Source organism: Sphingomonas sp. Leaf231, assembly GCF_001421995.1.
GTDB lineage: Bacteria > Pseudomonadota > Alphaproteobacteria > Sphingomonadales > Sphingomonadaceae > Sphingomonas.
The window spans coordinates 996,378-1,013,691 of sequence record NZ_LMLS01000001.1; the positions used below are offsets into that span (position 1 = coordinate 996,378).

Below are 17,314 nucleotides of genomic sequence, written 5' to 3' on the forward strand. Positions count from 1 at the left end.
CTTAACCGCCGATCGTTAAGGCCCGGCTAAGTCTGGCGCAGGCGTTCGACGGCGGCGATCAACGTCGCCGAGGCATAGGTCGCCACCGCGGCGATCCCGATGACGGGCAGTCCAGACAGCGCGAACAACGTCAGTAGCGCCAGATAAGCGGGGGCCACGCCCCACCATGGCCGTCGCCCGCCCGCACTCGCCGCGCGTTCCCCTACCCCGCCCACGACCAGCGCGAACAGCGCCAGCAGCCGCGCGCTCGTGGTTGCGGTCTGTCCATCGACGACATGCGCCAGCAACAGGATCGCCAGCGCCGGCGCGACGAGGATCGCGACACGATTCGCGCGCAGCATTCCGGGTTCGTCGCGGAACAATGCCAGCGCACCGGCCAGTTCGGCGGCAAGCACGCCGACCAGGACCAGCGCCAGTCCGCTGCCCGGCAGGCCGAAAGCGATCGTCGCCAACCCGGCCAGCGTCGCCGTCCCGGCCGCAGCGCTGCACGCCTCGGTCCCGATGCCGTTGCGCGCGATCCACGGGATGGCGAGTCGCGCCAGCGGGCGGAGCACCACCCGCTCGAACCAGCTCGGGCGCACCGCCATCGATGCGGAAAGCACCGCGCGCCCGCGCTCCTCCAGCGCTACGCCGCGACGCTCGATCCCGTGTCCCATCGCCATTCCGTCCAGCCGCAGCGTGACGTGGCGCGCACCGGCCTGCTCGGCGGCGTGAAGCAAGGTGGATTGCAGGTCATAATCCTCGGGCAGCCGCGCCGCATCCGCCACGCGCCCCGCATCGATCCGCGCCACCCCGGCCCATGCCGCACCGCCGCCGACCCGCTCGAAGCCCGGCGACGCCTGCGCAGCCGGCACGACCAGCAAAGCATCGCCGGCCTCTCCGGCCACGCGGCTCACCACATCCCCGGTCGTGACCAGGCCGTCGGCGATCATCACGACACGCGCCAGCGGGTGCAGCTTGGCCAGCGCGTCGGCGGCACCGCGCACTGTATCCACTGCCACCCCGCGACGCCCGATCCGCGCCAGCGCGCCGATCAGTTCGGGCGTCAGCCGGGAAACGACGACGACGATCTGCGCCGCATCGCATGCCAGCAGCAACCGCGCCTGATATTCGATCAGCGTGGCCGCAGCGAACGGCAGCGTCGCCGCCAGCATCCCAGAGCGATCCTCCGCCTCATGGGTCGCGAATAACAGGCCAGCCAGCATGGAACAGGCTGTTAGGATCGGCGGTCGCGGCTGGCAACAACCGTGACGTGACCGCTGGTTGCGCCGAACCGAACGGGCCGGGTGGCTTGAAACGGCTTTGCGGGGGCGGCAAACGTGTTACACCGGCATCATGAACGGGGGGCCGTCTTCCATTTTCGACATTCGACCAGCTGGCGCCGAGGCGCCGGCAGTATCTTTCGTCCCGACGCCGCCTGCGGAGCCGCAAACGTACGTGACCGATCCCGTCTTCTCCGATGACGACGACGCGGCCGCGCCGCTGCGTCGTCGCGCGATCCTGGGCTGGGTCGCCGCGGTGCTTGCTGTCGCATGGATCGCCACGCTGCTGTGGATCGCGGGCGATGCGTTGCTGACCATGCCGCCGCTCGCACTCGCGCAATTCGGCGCAGCTGCGGCGACCGTTCCCGCACTCGCGGGCATCGTATGGCTGCTAGCGTTGCGGACCAGCGATGCGGAAGCGCGGCGTTTCGGCGCGACGGCGCGGGCCATGCGCCTCGAATCGGCGGCGCTGGAAAGTGCGGTGGCCGCGCTCGGTGACGAGATCGAGGATCGCCGCACGACGCTCGCCGAACAGGTACGGCTGCTGACCGCGCTGGGCGAAGCGGCGACGGCGCGGCTCGCGACGATCGGTGATGACCTGTCGGCCGAGATCGGCCGCGCCGACGCCCATGCGCGCGCGCTGGCGGCGGCGACCGGCCATGCCAACGAACAACTGGCGGCATTGCTCGCCGCTTTGCCTGCGGCCGAGGACGAAACGCGCACGCTGGCCGCGACGATCGATCACGCCGGGCTGGTCGCCTACGAACATACCGCCGCGCTTGATGCGCAGGTCGCGGCGCTGACCGCGCGCGGTCGGGAGGCCGAGACGGTCGCCGGCGGCGCCGCGGAAAAGCTGGCCGCCTACATGCAGCGGATGGAGGCGACCAGCGCCACCGCCGGGCTGCGGCTGGACGGCGTCACCTCCGACGCTGCGGCGGCAGTCGACGCGCTGCTGGAGCGGACCGCCACCGCCATCGACGCCTCGCGCAAGGGCATCGTGGCGCAGGGCGAGGCGATGCTGGCGATGGTCAACGCCAACCAGCAGGCGCTGGATCACGCCGCGCGCGGCAGTGCCGAAGCGCTGGGCGAACGCATCGCGTTGGTCGAGGTGGTGATCGAACGGATCGCCGCGCGCCTTGATGCGCAACGTGGTGCGGGCGAAATGCTGTTCAGCACGCTGGACGATGCGATCGATCAGGCCAGCGGTCGTTTCGACCTGCTTCACGCGCAGGGCACGGAACGCAGCCGGCAACTCGCCGCGACGATCAGTGCGCTGCAGGCGACCACCGAGGCGTTGATCGATGCCGTGAATACGGGCAACGGCTCTGCCGAGCGGACGATCACGACCACCGAGAACCTGCTTGTCGCGCTCGACGCTGCCGCGCGTGAGATGGACGAGACGATGCCCGATGCCATCGCGCGGCTCGAATCGCGCGTCGGTTCCACCAAGCAGGTGATCGTCGCCGCCAAACCCGAACTGCTCGCGCTGGTGACCGCGGCGGAGAGCACGCACGACGCGATCGAGGCGGTGGCGCAGGTCGTTGCCGAGCAACGCCAGACCGTCGAGACGCTGACCACCCGGTTGAGCGAAGGGCTGGAGCGCGGTCGCGCGCAGGCCGGCCTGATCGGCGAGGCGGTGGACGACGCGACCCGTCGTGCCGACGATCTCGCCGAGAAAGCGGCACCGCGCTTGCTGGAAGCGCTGCTGCGTGTGCGGGAAACCGCCGCCGCTGCCGCGGATCACGCGCGCGAGGCACTGGCGCGGGTCATCCCCGAGGCTGCCGATGCGCTGGAAAGCGCCGGCGTCGCCGCGCTGGAGCGCGCGATCGAAAGCGGCGTGCAGCATCAGGTCGAACAGGTCGCGCGCATTTCGGAGAACGCGGTCGTGGCCGCAGGCCGTGCCGGCGAACGCCTGCAATCGCAACTCAACGGCATCGAGGAGACGATCGCGCTGATCGATCAACGGCTGGAGGACGCGCGCACCGCAAGCGAGGAAAACGAACGCGATACCTTCGCACGTCGTGCATCGTTGCTGATCGAATCGCTCAACTCGGCGTCGATCGACTTGACCCGAACGTTCGCACCGGAAATTTCGGACAGCGCCTGGGCCGCTTATCTGAAGGGCGATCGCGGCGTCTTCACGCGGCGCGCGGTGCGCCTGCTCGACGGCAGCGAACAGCGCGACGTCGCGCGCCTCTATGACGACGACGCGTCGTTCCGCGAACAGGTCAATCGCTACATCCACGATTTCGAGGCGATGCTGCGCACCATCCTCGCGCAACGCGACGGTTCGCCGTTGGGCGTGACTTTGCTCTCCTCCGACATGGGCAAATTGTACGTCGCATTGGCGCAGGCCATCGAACGCCTGCGATAACCGGGTCGAGGGTCGGCCTTCCGGGTGAGAGCAGCCAAGGGCGTTTCCAGGCCCGATCGGCATTCAGCCGGCGCCCTGCAAGCACCGTCATTGCGGGCGTAGCGCAGCAGTCGGGGGCTTTGTCGGAACCCTGCGTCGCTTCGCTGCGCTCGCAATGACGCGTGGATGGGACAAGTCTGCCTGATCGTGCGGGAGCGGTCAGCCCGATCGGATGAATGATCTTCATCGGCATGCAGTCCGGCACCCGTGAAGCGCTGAATGTCGATCCGGCCTGGCCCTGACCCCATCACCCGGAGGTAACGGCGCTCAGGGTCACTCCCAGATGACGATGGCCCTGACGACGGACGAACACCGCGTCGCGCCAGCCTCCGCGCGGCCCGGCCGGCTCAGATTTGTTCCGCCGCCATCAGATAGTCGCGCATCCGCTGCTCGCCATCCCCGGTGATCCGCAGCAGCACGCGGCGGCGATCGTCCGGATCGGGCACCCGCGTCACCATACCGCGCTCGACCAGCATCGCGATCTGCCGCAGCGCGGTGGTAAGTGGCGCGCCGGACGCGATCGCGGCGCTGGTCGTGTAGGTGCTGCGTCCAGCCAGATGCCGCACGAACAGGTCCAGCATCACGTCGAATGCCGGTTCGCCGAACATCTCTTCCTCGAAATACTGGCCGCGCAGCCGGCGCTTGAGCAGGATGCGCTCGGCCACGCCGCGCAGCACCCGGTCCTCCTCACCCGGCGGCGGGCCATCCAGCAACTCGACGGTCGCCATCATCAGCCGCGCGGTCCGGCATTGAACAGGCTGATGTGGTTGGTGACCCACAATATGCGGTCGTCGGCACCGACGTATCGCTTGGTGATTGAGAAAGGCGTGCCACCGTCCTTCAGCGCGTCGGCACGTTGCTGGTTCACCTCGCGGTCGTCGGGATGGGTCAGCATCAGGACGCTTCGGCCGATCAAGCCGTCACGTTTGTACCCGAGCACTGCGGCATAATCCTCGTCTGCGTCCACGATCCGGAAGTCATCGTCCGTCAGGCAACTCAACAGCCTGCGCGCTCCGGTCCGCTTGCCGGCCCGATCCATGTTCCTTCGCCCCCGTCGTCACCCTGGCACGTCGACCGGTCGGTCGCGCGCGACAATAGGGACATTCCGGCGAAATCACTGCGGTGCAACAATAATCTGGTCTTAACCGAATGGCGGGTGGCGTCATGCCCGCCACCCGGCTTTCGATCAAAGCCGCGCGTCGCCGGGATAAGCGAACAGCAGGTCGGCGTCCTCTGACGCATGCAGTTCCTCCTGTCCGGTAACGGTGACGCATTCCCCCGCCTTCCAGGCCACGCCGGCGACCACGCCCTCGCCGCGAATCGGCACCAGCCAGCCCGTCTTGCCCTCGGGCAGCGCTATCGGGCGTTTGCCGCCGGTCCAGCGCTCCAGCACGAACGTCGGCCCCTCGACCATGATCGTCCGTCCGGGCGCGACCTCCCCGGGCTGCGGCGGCGCGACATACGGGGTCAGTTCGGCGACCGCGACGCCGTCGTCCAGATGCAATTCGCGCGGGCGACCGTAATCGAACAGGCGATAGGTGGTGTCGGAGTTCTGCTGCACCTCGATCAACGTCAGTCCGGCACCGATCGCGTGGATCACGCCCGAATGCGAATAATAGAAGTCGCCGGCCTTCACCGATTTCCAGTCGAGCTTGTGTTCGAGGCTCCCGTCCTCGGCAGAGGCGCGCAATTCCTCGCGCGTCATCGTCTGCAGCGGACCGACCGCAATCGTCGAATCGGGTTCCGCGGCCAGGATCGTCCAGCATTCGTCCTTGCCGCGCGGCAGGCCACGCTTGTGCGCCTCCTCGTCGGAAGGGTGGTTCTGCACCGACAGTTTCTCGCTGGTGAACAGGTATTTGATGAGCAGTTCCGACTGCTCGGGGTGCGGCGACTGAAACCACACTTCGCCGATCGGTTCGGCACCGGCCGCGGGATCGGGGAAGCCCGGGTACAGATGATGCCGCCCCCACGGCTTCTCGACGCGCTTGGTGGCGAGCAGGGTGGCGGGCATGGCAAAGGTCCTTCGTCAGATCGTTGACGGCGGCATCAACGCACCCGCGCTACTGCGTGTTGCACGATCGCGAAAGCCGTTGTTCCGCAGCCGTGGTCTACGCTAAGAGCCGAATAGATGCGTACCCTCTTCCACCGCCCGCTCACGCCGCGCCCTCGCGCGCCCCGCCTGTTCGCGACCGGGATCGTTGCCGCGTTGGCCATCTCCCTTGCCGGCTGTTCAGGCGGCGGGCGCAACCGCGCCGACCTGCCGTATGTCGCGCGCGATGTCGGCACGCTCTACTCCGCGGCCAAGCAGCGGCTGGATCAGGCGCGCTACAAGGAGGCGGCGGCGCTGTTCGACGAGGTGGAACGCCAACATCCCTATTCGATATGGGCGCGCCGTGCGCAGTTGATGGGCGCGTTCAGCTATTACCTGTCGGGCGATTACACGCAGGCAATCCAGGGGTCACAGCGCTTTTTGTCGGTGCACCCGGGCAACCGCGACGCGCCCTACGCCTATTACCTGATCGCAATGAGCTATTACGAGCAGATCAACGACGTCACCCGCGATCAGAAGATCACGCAGCAGGCGCAGGACGCGCTGGGCGAGTTGATGCGCCGCTATCCCAACTCGCGCTACGCCGCCGACGCGCGGCTCAAGCAGGATCTGGTTAGCGATCACCTGGCCGGCAAGGAAATGGAGATCGGCCGCTTCTACGAACGCCGTCGCCAGTGGCTCGCCGCGATGCTGCGTTTCCGGCGCGTGGTCGATCAATATCAGACGACCACCCACGCGCCCGAAGCGTTGCTGCGCCTGACCGAAACCTATCTGGCGCTCGGCGTGCGTAACGAGGCCGAGAAATCGGCGGCGGTGCTCGGTGCCAATTATCCCGGCACCGACTGGTACAGCCGCGCCTATAAGCTGATGAAGGACAATCCACCGGCGACCATCGCTCCGCTCGCTCCGGGCGAGGCGATCGTGACCACATCGACCAAGCCGGCGATCCCCGGCGAGGCCACTGGCGGCACGCCGAAGGCCGATGCCCCCGTGCCATCGACGCCGGCGACGACCGGTGGTGATTCGACGGCGGGCGTTCCGACGCCGGGCGTTGGTTCGCCGTCGCCGGCAACGAACCCGACCGGCGGCTGAGCGTTCCGGCACGCGCCGCGACACGTTCGTCGTCGCGGCGCGTGCGCACAGAACAAAAAGGGTAACCAACCGCGAATTTTGCGGGTAAGGCACCGCTGGCATGCTGACCGCACTTGCCATCCGTGACGTCGTGCTGATCGAGGCGCTGGAGCTGGAATTCGGCCCTGGGCTGGGCGTGCTGACCGGCGAAACCGGCGCGGGCAAGTCGATCCTGCTGGACGCACTCGGCCTTGCACTCGGACGGCGCGGGGAAAGCACGCTGGTGCGCGCGGGCGCGACCCAGGCCGTCGTCACCGCCACTTTCGATACGCCCCCCGCCGTCGCTACGCTGCTGACGGACAACGGGCTGGAGATCGACCGCGGCGAGCCACTTATCATCCGCCGGCTGGTCAAGGCGGATGGCGGCAGCCGCGCCTTCGTCAACGATCAGCCCGCCTCCGCCGCGCTCCTGCGCGAGATCGGCCCGATGCTGGTCGAGATCCACGGACAGCACGACGATCGCGGCCTGCTCGCGGCATCCGGGCACCGCACGCTGCTGGACGCCTATGCACGCGGCGGGGTGCGCGACGTCGCCAGCGCCTATGCCGCGTGGCGCGAGGCGCGTGACGCGCTGTCGACCGCGCGTGACGCGATCGCGGCCGCGCGCGCCGATCGCGACTGGCTGGATCACGCCGTCAACGAACTGGAGGCGCTGGCCGCCGAACCGGGCGAGGAAGAGACCTTGGCCGAGCGCCGCCGATCGATGCAGCGCGCCGAGAAGACGGCCAGCGAACTCGAGGCGGTCGTCGAGCATCTCGAAGGCAGCAACGGCGCGCTCAGCCACTTGCGGCAGGCCGCGCGCGTGCTGGAACGGATCGGCGAGGATCATGCCGCGCTGGGCGAGGCGCTTGAGGCGGTCGACCGCGCGCTGATCGAAGGCGGCGTTGCTGAGGAAAAGCTGCGCGAGGCGTCGTTGGCGCTACTCCACGATCCGCGCCAGCTTGAGGACGATGAGGCGCGGCTGTTCGAATTGCGTGCGATGGCACGCAAGCATCGTGTCCAGCCGGATGCGTTGGCCGATCTCGCCGCCGAACTGAGCGAGCGGCTGGCACGGCTCGATGCCGGAGAACAGGGGCTGGTCGATCTGGAGGCGGCGGTGTCGTCGACCCGCGCCACCTATGATGCGGCCGCCGAACAGCTGACGGCGATCCGCATGGCCGCCGCGACACGATTGGATGCGGCGGTCGCTGGCGAACTGGCTCCGCTCAAGCTCGATGCCGCACGCTTCCGTACCGTCGTCGCGCCGCTGCCCGAAACCGATTGGTCGGCGGCCGGGCGCGACCGGGTGGAGTTCGAGATCGCCACCAACCCCGGCGCGCCGTTCGGGCCGCTGGCCAAGATCGCATCGGGGGGCGAATTGTCGCGCTTCATTCTGGCGCTGAAGGTCGCGCTGGCCGAAGAAGGCGGCGCGGCGACGATGATTTTCGACGAGATCGATCGCGGCGTCGGCGGCGCGGTCGCCAGCGCGATCGGGGAGCGACTGGGGCGTTTGGCGGAGACCACGCAATTGCTCGTGGTGACGCATAGCCCGCAGGTGGCGGCGCGCGGCGCGACGCATCTGATGATCGCCAAGGCCAGCGATGGCACCGTCACCCGCACCAGCGTCCGCCCGCTCGACGCATCCGGTCGGCGAGAAGAAATCGCGCGGATGCTATCGGGGGCGACCGTCACCGATGAAGCGCGCGCGCAGGCCACGCGATTGCTCGAAACCGCCTGACCTGCGTGCCGGGGGCGTCATCTGCCCCCGTTCCGCCGAAGCCGTCAGTCGCGCCGACGTGTCTCCGCCGGGGCGTTATCCTCGCCCCCGCTGCGATCGGTGCGCGCGGTCATGCCGGTGGCCGATGCATCGTCCATCATCTGGGCGTCCTCCTCCGGCTCTTCGGGCGGGGGCAGCGGCGCGGTATCGTTGCTCGGCTCGGCAGTCGGTGCAACCACCGGAGTCGGCTCTTCGGTCGGGGTGGGCGTCGGCTCGGGCGTCGGCTCCAGCTCCTGCACGGTCATGTTCATCTCGGGCGGCTCCGGTTCCGACCGCGAGCATCCCGCCACGCCCAGACTTGCCAGTGCGACCAATGCCAACCGATGCCGCCATGCCGTCATTCGTTCATCCTTCACTTCGCCGCCAGCGCCTGCGCCGCGGATCGCCGCTCGACCGTAGCAGCCAGCTTGCCGTCCCAGCCATAGGGATCTTCGCGGAAACCTACCTGCCCGTTCGCGCCCGCAAACGCCGACCAGTAAAGCAGATAGACCGTCACGGGCTCGGCCATCTTCGCGCGCACCGTCTTGCCGGCGGCCACCGCAGCGTCGATCGCCTCCGGCTGCCAGTCGGGCGTGGTCGCCATCAGCAGCTTGGCGAGGTCTTCGGGTTTCTCCAGCCGAACACAGCCATGGCTGGCCAGCCGGTCGAACTTCGAAAAGCCCGATCGCGCCGGCGTGTCGTGCAGATAGACCGCGAAATCGTTGGGGAAATCGAACTTGAACCGCCCCAGCGCACTCTGTTCCGATGCCTGCTGCAACCGCTTGCCGCCGTCGGGCGTCGCGATCACGCGGAAGCCGTTGCGCTTCAGGTAACCCGGATTGGCGCGCTCCTTGGGCCACAGTTCCTTGGTCGCGATCGATGTGGGCACGTTCCACGGCGGATTGATGACGATGCTGTTGATCTGCGACACCAGCATCGGCGTCTCGTTGCCCGGCCGGCCGGTTACCGCGCGCATCGACATGGTCGGGCGGTCGCCGTCGAATGCGGTCAGCACCGCGGCGGCGATGTTCACCTGCACACGCCGCCGGTCCAGCGTGGGAGGCAACCAGCGCCACCGCTCCAGATTGGCCATGATCTGCTGCACGCGCTGCTCGACCGGCACATTGAGCGCGGCCAGCGTCTGCGCGCCCACCTGCCCGGCGGGGTTAAGCCCATAACGCCGCTGCGCCCGCCGCACCGCCTCCAGCAACGCGGCGTCAAAACGGTCGCCGGTGCCAGCCAGTTCGCTGTCCTCGATGGCCAGCCGTTCGCGCAGCTTGCCCACCGCCGCACCGCTCGTCCCGTAAGCCGGTGCGGTCGTCAACGTCGGCCAACCGCCGGCCCCGGCGATCTTGCGATAGCGCGCCAGCCCTTCGATCAGCGTGTCATACCCTTGATAAGGCGGCGGCAGCGACCGCATCCATGTCGTGATCCGGTCGCGCTTCACCGCGTCAGCGAAGCCAGGTAGCGGATCGTAGGCGGTCGGCCGGATGCCCCAGTCGCGCTGGAAATCCGACGGCATCAATCGTCCGCCATGCACCGCCCGCGCGTGATCCAGCGCGACGCGGACCAGCGATGGCCCGTCGAGCGACTCCAGATCCGCACGTGGCGTGCGGCTCAGCCCCTGCGCAACCTCGTCCTGCGCGATCAGGCGGGCGAGTTCGCGCTGCTGCGCAACGCTCAGCGTGGGCAGCGGCAGGTTCGGCTCCACGATCGGGATCGGGGGCACGGCCGGAGTGGGTGGCGTGACCGGCACCTGCGCGGCGGCGGGGACGGCGGCCAGCGCGGCAGTGAACAGCAGGCGGTGGAAGGCGGAACGTATCATGGTCGAGGGTCTAGCACCTTTGGTGGACAGCGTTGAGCCGCCGAATCGCACAATCGCCATCGGGCACCATGCGACACGTCGGCATCCTGCCCGTCAAACGAGCGGTACCGCGAAAGGTCGCGTGTCGCGTTCACCGCCTTAACCATTCCTTATGCACGCCCGCTTTACGGACGACCCCGAAAAGCAGGTTGGCTTGACGGGAAGATGGCGATGACGACGGCGGTGTCAAAGACGGTCCTTCATCTGTCTGCGGCGATGATCGCGCTGGTCGCAGCACCTGCGGTCGCGCAAAATCTGCGCGGCTCGGCCGCCGACGCCAAGACCGGCGACGCCGCGCAGGAGGCATCGCCGAATACCGCCGACATCGTCGTCACCGCCACCCGCCGGTCGGAACGCCTGTCGAACGTGCCGATCGCGGTGTCCGCCTTCGGTCAGGCCGCGCTCCAGAATTCGGGCGCGACGGACATCCGCCAGATGACGCAGATCGCCCCGTCGCTGCTCGTATCGTCGACGGGCAGCGAGGCGAACGCGTCCGCGCGCATTCGCGGCGTCGGCACCGTCGGCGACAATCCCGGCCTCGAAAGCTCGGTCGCTGTGTTCATCGACGGCATCTATCGCAGCCGCACCGGTTCCGGCCTGAACGATCTGGGCGAGGTCGAGCGGATCGAGGTGTTGCGCGGACCGCAGGGCACGCTGTCGGGCCGCAATTCCTCGGCCGGCGCGATCAGCATCTATACCAAGCTGCCGGAATTCGACTTCGGCGGCATGGGCGAGGTCACGTACGGCAATTACGACATGATGCGCGCGCAAGCGGCGTTGACCGGGCCGATCGTCAAGGATCTGCTCGCCTTCCGTATCGATGGCGTCGCTTCACGTCGTGACGGCTTCCTGAAGGACGTCGTCAACGACACCGACTTCAACGATCGCCAGCGCTATTTCGTACGTGGGCAATTGCTGTTCACGATCACTCCGGATCTGGCCGTGCGGTTCATCGGCGACTACACGCACCGTGACGAAAAATGCTGCGGCGCGGTATACGTCGACACGAACGAGAAGGTCGATCCGACCCCGGGCGTTACGGGCGATTATGCAATCAACCCGGGCGGCAATCGCATCACCTCGATCCTGCGCAGCCTCGGCGGCGTACTGCCCAGCGAGGGCGATCCCTACAACCGGCGCATCGCGCAAACGGCGGGCCGCGCCTATTCGAACGTCACCACCGACGGCGGCTTGTCGATGCGCGTCCGCTGGAACCTCGGCGCGACGCAGCTGACCTCGCTCACCGCCTATCGCGAGTACAAGTCGGGCGGCGCGGGCGACATGGACTATAGCAACGTCGATCTCGTCTACCGCCCCGACGACGGGCAAAACTATCGTCAGTTCAAGGTTTTCAGCCATGAGAGCCGCCTCTCCGGCTCGATCTTCGACAATCGGCTCGATTGGCTGGTCGGCGGCTATTACGCGCACGAGAAGCTGCAGGTCGTCGACAATCTACGCTTCGGCGCGCAATATGGCGCGTTCGCCGCGTGCCGGATGGTGGCGACGATCAACCCGCTTGCCGCGCTTCGCAACCCGACCAACCCCGGCTGCCTCAGCGCCGCGGGTCGCGGCGCACTTACCCCCGCTGTCGGCACCGCGATCATCGGCGGGATCGAACGGCTGAGCACGCTCAACAATCTCGGGAGCCTGCGTGACGTCTACGACCAGACCAGCGAGAACTTCGCCTTCTTCACGCACAACATCTATCGGATCACCGACCGCCTCAGCGCGACGATCGGGTTGCGCTACACCAACGACCACAAGACGCTCGCCGCCGGTTTCAACAACAACAACACCATCTGCCCCGCGCAGCAGGCGGCGCTGCGCCCGCTGCTCGCCAGCGGCAACGCGACGCTTCAGTCGCTGGCCGGTGGCATCATCACGCTGTCGTGCACCGGCAATTCCACTTCGCCGCTGACCGGCGTCGCCCTGGACGACCAGATCCGCGAAGGCCAGCTGACCGGCACGGGCGTCTTGTCGTGGAAGGCGCACGACAGCACGCTGCTCTATGCCTCCTACGCACGGGGCTACAAGGCGGGCGGATACAATCTCGACCGATCGGACCTGACCGCAAACGTGTTCGCCACGCCGGTCGCCGCCAACGCCGTGAACCTGCGCTTCGACCCGGAAACCGTCAACGCCTACGAACTGGGGCTGAAGTTCACCTCGCGCCAATTCACCGCCAACGTCGCGGCATTCCGGTCCGAATTCGCCAACTTCCAGCTCAACACCTTCAACGGCACCAATTATATCGTCCAGAACATCGGCGGGTGCGACGCGGGGCTGAACGGCGCCGACCGCGACGCGTCGAGCACGACGGGCGCGTGCACCGGCAAGGTCGGCAAGGGCCTGGTGACGCAGGGGGTTGAGCTGGAAGTGGGCATGTACCCGACGCGGGACGTGACCGTGAACCTCGGTTACACGTTCACCGACGCCAATTACGCCCGCGACCTGGTCGGCAGCAAGGCAGGCGAGCCGTTGAACGCCGCCCTCTTCCTGCTTCCGGGCGCACAGATGTCCAACGCGCCGCGCCACACCGTCACCAGCTCGGCCAGCTGGACGCCCGACATCGGCGGCAACGGCATGAGCGCCTTGTTCTACGTCGATGGCCGCATGACCAGCGACTACAACACCGGCTCGGACCTGTTCATCGAGAAGGTGCAGGACGGCTTCTTCCTGATGAACGCACGCGTCGGCCTGCGCGGCGACCAGCAACGCTGGGCGGTCGAGGTCTGGGCGCAGAACCTGCTCGACACGAACTATCAGCAGGTCGCGTTCAATGCGCCGTTCCAGGGTGCCAACACGCAGTCGCAGGTCCAGGCGTTCGGCGCACCCGGCTTCGCCACGGCCAACACGGTGTTCACATCGTTCCTGGCCGAGCCGCGCACGTACGGGCTCACGTTGCGGACGCGCTTCTAAGGAGAAATCGAACGCCGATCGCCGGCCTTCCGCGTCGGCGAACGGCTGCCGGTGCGGGCACGGTTGAGCGGCAGGCGAGCGGTGGCGAGCGGTGGCGAGCGGTGGCGAGTGTCGGCCATGCTCGCGGCGCGACACTGCCGAAAGAAGGAGCGTGGGGTCGCATCGCTGCGCCTTACCGATCAGCCGTGACGTCGCGCGCGGCCATATGCGCGCTTGTGGTCTTTTCGGTTTTTCAGGACCGTCGACGTGCGTTGATACGGCCGATCGTCGCTGCGAACCTGATCCGCCGAATGCTCCGTCCCGGATAGAAGAAGGCGCTTCGCACCAAGTCCGGATCGACGGAGAATACGCCATTTAGGAAAGCGTTGTCTTCTCGACCGAACGATCCGCCGGCGCAGGTGACGATGCGGGTCGACTTGCCCGCGCCTCCGCTGCCGACAGTGGCCAAGCCTGTACCGCGCGACAACGCACCGCAACGGAACTGATGACGGTTTGCACCCGTGCTGCACGGCGTCGTAACGGGGCGCACGAACGGGCTCGCCCCGCTCGCTCGCAGCCGCCGCGCATCGGGACATCCAGCCGACCGCACGTGCCGGGCCGCTTGGGGCCCCGCACAGACGTCCACATAACGCGTGCCGAACAGGGTCGCTCTACATTCTTTTTTGTTGCCCCCTACATGGCTGACGGCGCTTCGCGGGTTCTCGCGATGAACCCGGGGGGTGAAAGATAGCCCGGCGCGCCTGCGGATGCGCCTTATTGTAACGCGCCAGCCATGCTGGCAGCTGTTCGATGATTCTCCGAGCATCCGGCGTGGGGCTCGCGCGAACATCGTCGCATCCAAAACTTCGGACGAACGCCTCGGCCATGCCGTTCGACTGCGGCTGTTGACCGGGCGTGCGCGGGATCATCCCGTTGTCGCGGGCGAACCTGCCGGTATCGCGGGCGGTGTAGCTGCTGCCATTGTCGGTCAGCCACTCGATGGGCTTGGATCGGCGGTTCACGGGTCCGCAGCGGTGCGCGACCGTGGCGACCATCAGGTTCTGCACGTCCCCGGCGGTAAGCCGCCCGTCGCCACATGCCCCATCGCGTCGCGATCGCAGCAGTCGAGCGTGAAGGCGACGCGTACTTCGCGCCATTGTCGCGGCACGTACAACCGGCTGACGGTCGGATATGGGCAGTGGCGCGGTCGGACGCGACTGATCGCCACGACGCCACCGACACCCCGACCAGCCGCGTCTAGCCCGCCGCGGGCGTCTCGCCGTACATCATGGTCACGCGAGCGATCGTCGCACGCCTCCGCCGGTGACCGCGCTCAACGCTCCGCCTTACGCATAGGCATATGGACCACCCGCTGCCAACGCACGCTGATACGCCGGCCGTGCGTGGATGCGATCCAGCCAGCCGATCGTGTTCGGGCGGCTTGCGCCCAGCCCCGCGCGATGCCGCGCGGCCTCCAGCGGGAAGCTCATCATGATGTCCGCGCCGCTGAACGCGTCGCCTGCGAACCATGGACGATCGGCGAGCGCGCCCTCCACATAGTCGAGATGCCGGTCGATCATCGGCTGGATACGTGTCCCGACCCGCTTCCCGACGAGCGGTATGCGCGACACCACCAGCTTCACCAGCAGCGGCGGCATCAACGAGCCTTCGGCATAATGCAGCCAGAAACGATAGGCGAGCGCATCGTCACGCCGCACCGGCGCGCCCAACCGACCGTCGGCGCGGTCGACCAGATATTCCACGATCGCTCCGGTCTCGGCGATCACGCGCGGTCCGGTGGCGTCCGGCGCATCGATATCCTCGATGACCGGCGACTTGCCGAGCGGATGCACGCGGCGCAGTTCCGGCGGCGCGAGCATCGTCGCCTTGTCGCGTTCATATCGCCTCACCTCATAAGGGAGATCGAGTTCCTCGAGCAGCCACAGGACCCGTTGCGAGCGGGAGTTTTCGAGGTGATGGACGACGATCGTCATGACAGTTCCTTCGGCGCGCGGGCGGACACCACCCATATCGCAGCGGAGAACGTGACCGCGCCGTCGCGTATCCGCCGCGACAGCATATCGCCGAGCCGTCGCTCCAGTTCGACCCGCTGGTCGGGCTCCGCCGCAGCAAGGACGGACGCCGCCGGGCCAATCCTGCGGTAGAAGGCGAGCGCGTCAGCGACGGGATCGTCACCCGTCCCGACCACATAGTCGACGTCATGCGCATGCAATCGCACGTCGCGCCATCCTGCGCCGGTCAGCACCTCCTGAACCGTCGCGCGTTCCGACAGCGCGAATGGTCCCGGCGCATAGCCCGGCGCTACCGGACGGACGAGATCGAGCGCATTATCGAGCGAGGCTGCCCAGTCGTTCTCGGCCCGCGCCCGGAAACAGGAAAAGACGAGCGGCGCACCCGCGACGGCACTGTTGCCCAAGCTCGCGAAACCCGCGACCGGATCGTCGAAAAACATCACGCCATGCCGCGATACCAGCAGGTCGACGGGTGCCAGCCCCGGCAGCACCTCGGCTATGTCGCCGGCCATGAAGCTGACACCGGCACGCGCCGGGCGAGCGCGAGCCACCGCGACGAGCTCGGCCGACAGGTCCACGCCGGTGATTGTCAGGCCGGGCCGCGCCGCAGCGAGCGTCAGCGCTGTGCTGCCACCGCCGCATCCCAGGTCGACAGCCCGCCCGCGTGCCGGCGCCACCGCCACGATCGCCGCATCCAGCACCGCGGCCACGCCGGCCAACGCCTGTTCGGTACGGGCATGTTCCTGCGCCCATACCGAACCGACCGCGCCGCTCCACTCCGTCGCGCCGGTCACGCCCTACCGTCGCGAAACGAAGCGCATCGCACGATCAAACGTCGTCTTCCTCGCTCGGCCCCGCCATCATTCCGTCCGATACCTGTTCGGTGCGGCCGCGGATCGCCTTTTCCAGCCGGTCCATCATCTCCGGGTTCTCGCGCAGGAAATTCTTCGAATTCTCCCGCCCCTGCCCGATCCGTACTGAATCGTAGGAGAACCAGGCACCGGCCTTCTCGACCAGCCCGGCCTTGACCCCGATATCGAGGATCTCACCGACCTTCGAGATGCCTTCGCCATACATGATATCGAACTCGACCTGCTTGAACGGCGGCGCGACCTTGTTCTTCACCACCTTCACGCGGGTCGCGTTGCCGGTCACCTCGTCGCGATCCTTGATCGCGCCGGTGCGACGGATGTCGAGGCGGACCGAGGCGTAGAATTTCAGCGCATTGCCGCCCGTCGTCGTCTCAGGATTGCCGTACATCACGCCGATTTTCATGCGCAGCTGGTTGATGAAGATCACCATACAGCGCGAACGGCTGATCGAGCCGGTCAGCTTGCGCAGCGACTGCGACATCAGCCGCGCCTGCAGGCCGACGTGGCTGTCGCCCATCTCGCCCTCGATCTCGGCGCGCGGCACCAGCGCGGCGACCGAATCAACCACCAGCACGTCGATCGCATTCGACCGCACCAGCGTGTCGACGATCTCCAGCGCCTGCTCGCCCGTATCAGGCTGCGACACGATCAGTTCGTCGATGTTGACGCCCAGCTTCTTGGCATACACCGGATCGAGCGCGTGCTCGGCGTCGACGAACGCCGCGGTGCCGCCGCCTTTCTGCGCCTCGGCGATGACGTGCAGCGCCAGCGTCGTCTTGCCCGAGCTTTCCGGACCATAGACCTCGATCACGCGCCCGCGCGGCAACCCGCCGACGCCCAGCGCGATGTCGAGCCCCAGCGAGCCGGTGGAGATCGTCTCCACCTCCATCGATTGCTTCGCGCCCAGCTTCATCGCCGAGCCCTTGCCGAATGCGCGGTCGATCTGTGCCAGCGCGGCGTCGAGCGCCTTTTGACGGTCTGTGTTCGCGGTTGCCATGCCGGTATCGATCACCTGAAGTTTGGCGGCCATTGCCGTGGAGCCTTTCGCTAGAGCAA

The 17,314-nt window shown here is 67.6% G+C and carries 14 protein-coding genes; 4 read left to right on the top strand and 10 right to left on the bottom strand.

The genetic code is table 11. The features are described 5' to 3' along the window. Positions 1 to 26 precede the first annotated feature (26 nt). The gene (locus ASE95_RS04665) at positions 27 to 1,205 is read right to left on the bottom strand and encodes a hypothetical protein (RefSeq protein WP_056632053.1); all 1,179 of its coding nucleotides are present in this window, start codon (positions 1,203 to 1,205) and stop codon (positions 27 to 29) included. Positions 1,206 to 1,437: 232 nt separating this feature from the next. On the opposite strand from ASE95_RS04665, the gene ASE95_RS04670 reads away from it, so the two are divergent. Beyond that, a complete protein-coding gene (locus ASE95_RS04670) occupies positions 1,438 to 3,636 on the top strand; it encodes a hypothetical protein (protein ID WP_235528182.1) in 2,199 nt (732 codons plus the stop codon). 386 nt (positions 3,637 to 4,022) lie between these two features. On the opposite strand, the gene ASE95_RS04675 is transcribed toward ASE95_RS04670, so the two are convergent. From ASE95_RS04675 to ASE95_RS04685, 3 genes are all read right to left on the bottom strand, one after another. Further along, on the bottom strand, positions 4,023 to 4,406 hold the full coding sequence (locus ASE95_RS04675; RefSeq protein ID WP_056632056.1) for a MarR family transcriptional regulator: 384 nt from the start codon (positions 4,404 to 4,406) through the stop codon (positions 4,023 to 4,025). Next, complete coding sequence (locus ASE95_RS04680) at positions 4,406 to 4,714, bottom strand: PAS domain S-box protein (RefSeq protein WP_056632059.1); 309 nt, start codon at positions 4,712 to 4,714, stop codon at positions 4,406 to 4,408. The genes ASE95_RS04675 and ASE95_RS04680 overlap by 1 nt, the downstream gene beginning before the upstream one ends. 147 nt (positions 4,715 to 4,861) lie before the next feature. Next, positions 4,862 to 5,686: a class I mannose-6-phosphate isomerase gene (locus ASE95_RS04685; RefSeq protein ID WP_056632062.1), complete on the bottom strand. Its 825-nt coding sequence runs from the start codon at positions 5,684 to 5,686 to the stop codon at positions 4,862 to 4,864. Positions 5,687 to 5,803: 117 nt separating this feature from the next. Here ASE95_RS04685 and ASE95_RS04690 point away from each other — a divergent pair, with 117 nt between their 5' ends. After that, positions 5,804 to 6,817, top strand: a complete 1,014-nt coding sequence (locus tag ASE95_RS04690) for an outer membrane protein assembly factor BamD (protein WP_082449547.1) — start codon at positions 5,804 to 5,806, stop codon at positions 6,815 to 6,817. A 100-nt stretch (positions 6,818 to 6,917) separates the two neighbouring features. After that, positions 6,918 to 8,573, top strand: coding sequence for a DNA repair protein RecN (gene recN / locus ASE95_RS04695; RefSeq protein ID WP_056632065.1), 1,656 nt, complete (start codon positions 6,918 to 6,920; stop codon positions 8,571 to 8,573). A gap of 44 nt (positions 8,574 to 8,617) precedes the next feature. Here the strand turns inward: recN and ASE95_RS04700 are convergent, their stop codons facing one another. Both ASE95_RS04700 and ASE95_RS04705 read right to left on the bottom strand, forming a co-directional pair. Next, a complete protein-coding gene (locus ASE95_RS04700; RefSeq protein ID WP_082449972.1) occupies positions 8,618 to 8,953 on the bottom strand; it encodes a hypothetical protein in 336 nt (111 codons plus the stop codon). An 11-nt stretch (positions 8,954 to 8,964) separates the two neighbouring features. Then, a complete protein-coding gene (locus tag ASE95_RS04705) occupies positions 8,965 to 10,416 on the bottom strand; it encodes a L,D-transpeptidase family protein (protein ID WP_056632071.1) in 1,452 nt (483 codons plus the stop codon). A gap of 210 nt (positions 10,417 to 10,626) precedes the next feature. Here ASE95_RS04705 and ASE95_RS04710 point away from each other — a divergent pair, with 210 nt between their 5' ends. Continuing rightward, positions 10,627 to 13,374, top strand: a complete 2,748-nt coding sequence (locus tag ASE95_RS04710) for a TonB-dependent receptor domain-containing protein (protein ID WP_156347873.1) — start codon at positions 10,627 to 10,629, stop codon at positions 13,372 to 13,374. 650 nt (positions 13,375 to 14,024) lie between these two features. Here the strand turns inward: ASE95_RS04710 and ASE95_RS17220 are convergent. From ASE95_RS17220 to recA, 4 genes are all read right to left on the bottom strand, one after another. Continuing rightward, positions 14,025 to 14,408: a DDE-type integrase/transposase/recombinase gene (locus tag ASE95_RS17220; RefSeq protein ID WP_162234664.1), complete on the bottom strand. Its 384-nt coding sequence runs from the start codon at positions 14,406 to 14,408 to the stop codon at positions 14,025 to 14,027. 291 nt (positions 14,409 to 14,699) lie between these two features. Then, positions 14,700 to 15,347, bottom strand: a complete 648-nt coding sequence (locus ASE95_RS04715) for a glutathione S-transferase family protein (RefSeq protein ID WP_056632074.1) — start codon at positions 15,345 to 15,347, stop codon at positions 14,700 to 14,702. Beyond that, a complete protein-coding gene (locus ASE95_RS04720; RefSeq protein ID WP_056632077.1) occupies positions 15,344 to 16,180 on the bottom strand; it encodes a class I SAM-dependent methyltransferase in 837 nt (278 codons plus the stop codon). Before ASE95_RS04720 ends, ASE95_RS04715 begins: the two co-directional genes overlap by 4 nt. 34 nt (positions 16,181 to 16,214) lie before the next feature. Continuing rightward, complete coding sequence (recA, locus tag ASE95_RS04725; RefSeq protein WP_056632080.1) at positions 16,215 to 17,288, bottom strand: recombinase RecA; 1,074 nt, start codon at positions 17,286 to 17,288, stop codon at positions 16,215 to 16,217. Positions 17,289 to 17,314 lie beyond the last annotated feature (26 nt).

Bases quoted from the DNA above. Each gene is read 5' to 3' on its own strand.
- recN (WP_056632065.1), top strand. From the start codon at position 6,918: ATGCTGACCGCACTTGCCATCCGTGACGTCGTGCTGATCGAGGCGCTG.
- ASE95_RS04690 (WP_082449547.1), top strand. From the start codon at position 5,804: ATGCGTACCCTCTTCCACCGCCCGCTCACGCCGCGCCCTCGCGCGCCC.
- ASE95_RS17220 (WP_162234664.1), bottom strand. From the start codon at position 14,408: ATGGTCGCCACGGTCGCGCACCGCTGCGGACCCGTGAACCGCCGATCC.
- ASE95_RS04715 (WP_056632074.1), bottom strand. From the start codon at position 15,347: ATGACGATCGTCGTCCATCACCTCGAAAACTCCCGCTCGCAACGGGTC.
- recA (WP_056632080.1), bottom strand. From the start codon at position 17,288: ATGGCCGCCAAACTTCAGGTGATCGATACCGGCATGGCAACCGCGAAC.
- ASE95_RS04710 (WP_156347873.1), top strand. From the start codon at position 10,627: ATGACGACGGCGGTGTCAAAGACGGTCCTTCATCTGTCTGCGGCGATG.
- ASE95_RS04705 (WP_056632071.1), bottom strand. From the start codon at position 10,416: ATGATACGTTCCGCCTTCCACCGCCTGCTGTTCACTGCCGCGCTGGCC.
- ASE95_RS04665 (WP_056632053.1), bottom strand. From the start codon at position 1,205: ATGCTGGCTGGCCTGTTATTCGCGACCCATGAGGCGGAGGATCGCTCT.
- ASE95_RS04685 (WP_056632062.1), bottom strand. From the start codon at position 5,686: ATGCCCGCCACCCTGCTCGCCACCAAGCGCGTCGAGAAGCCGTGGGGG.
- ASE95_RS04675 (WP_056632056.1), bottom strand. From the start codon at position 4,406: ATGATGGCGACCGTCGAGTTGCTGGATGGCCCGCCGCCGGGTGAGGAG.
- ASE95_RS04700 (WP_082449972.1), bottom strand. From the start codon at position 8,953: ATGACGGCATGGCGGCATCGGTTGGCATTGGTCGCACTGGCAAGTCTG.
- ASE95_RS04680 (WP_056632059.1), bottom strand. From the start codon at position 4,714: ATGGATCGGGCCGGCAAGCGGACCGGAGCGCGCAGGCTGTTGAGTTGC.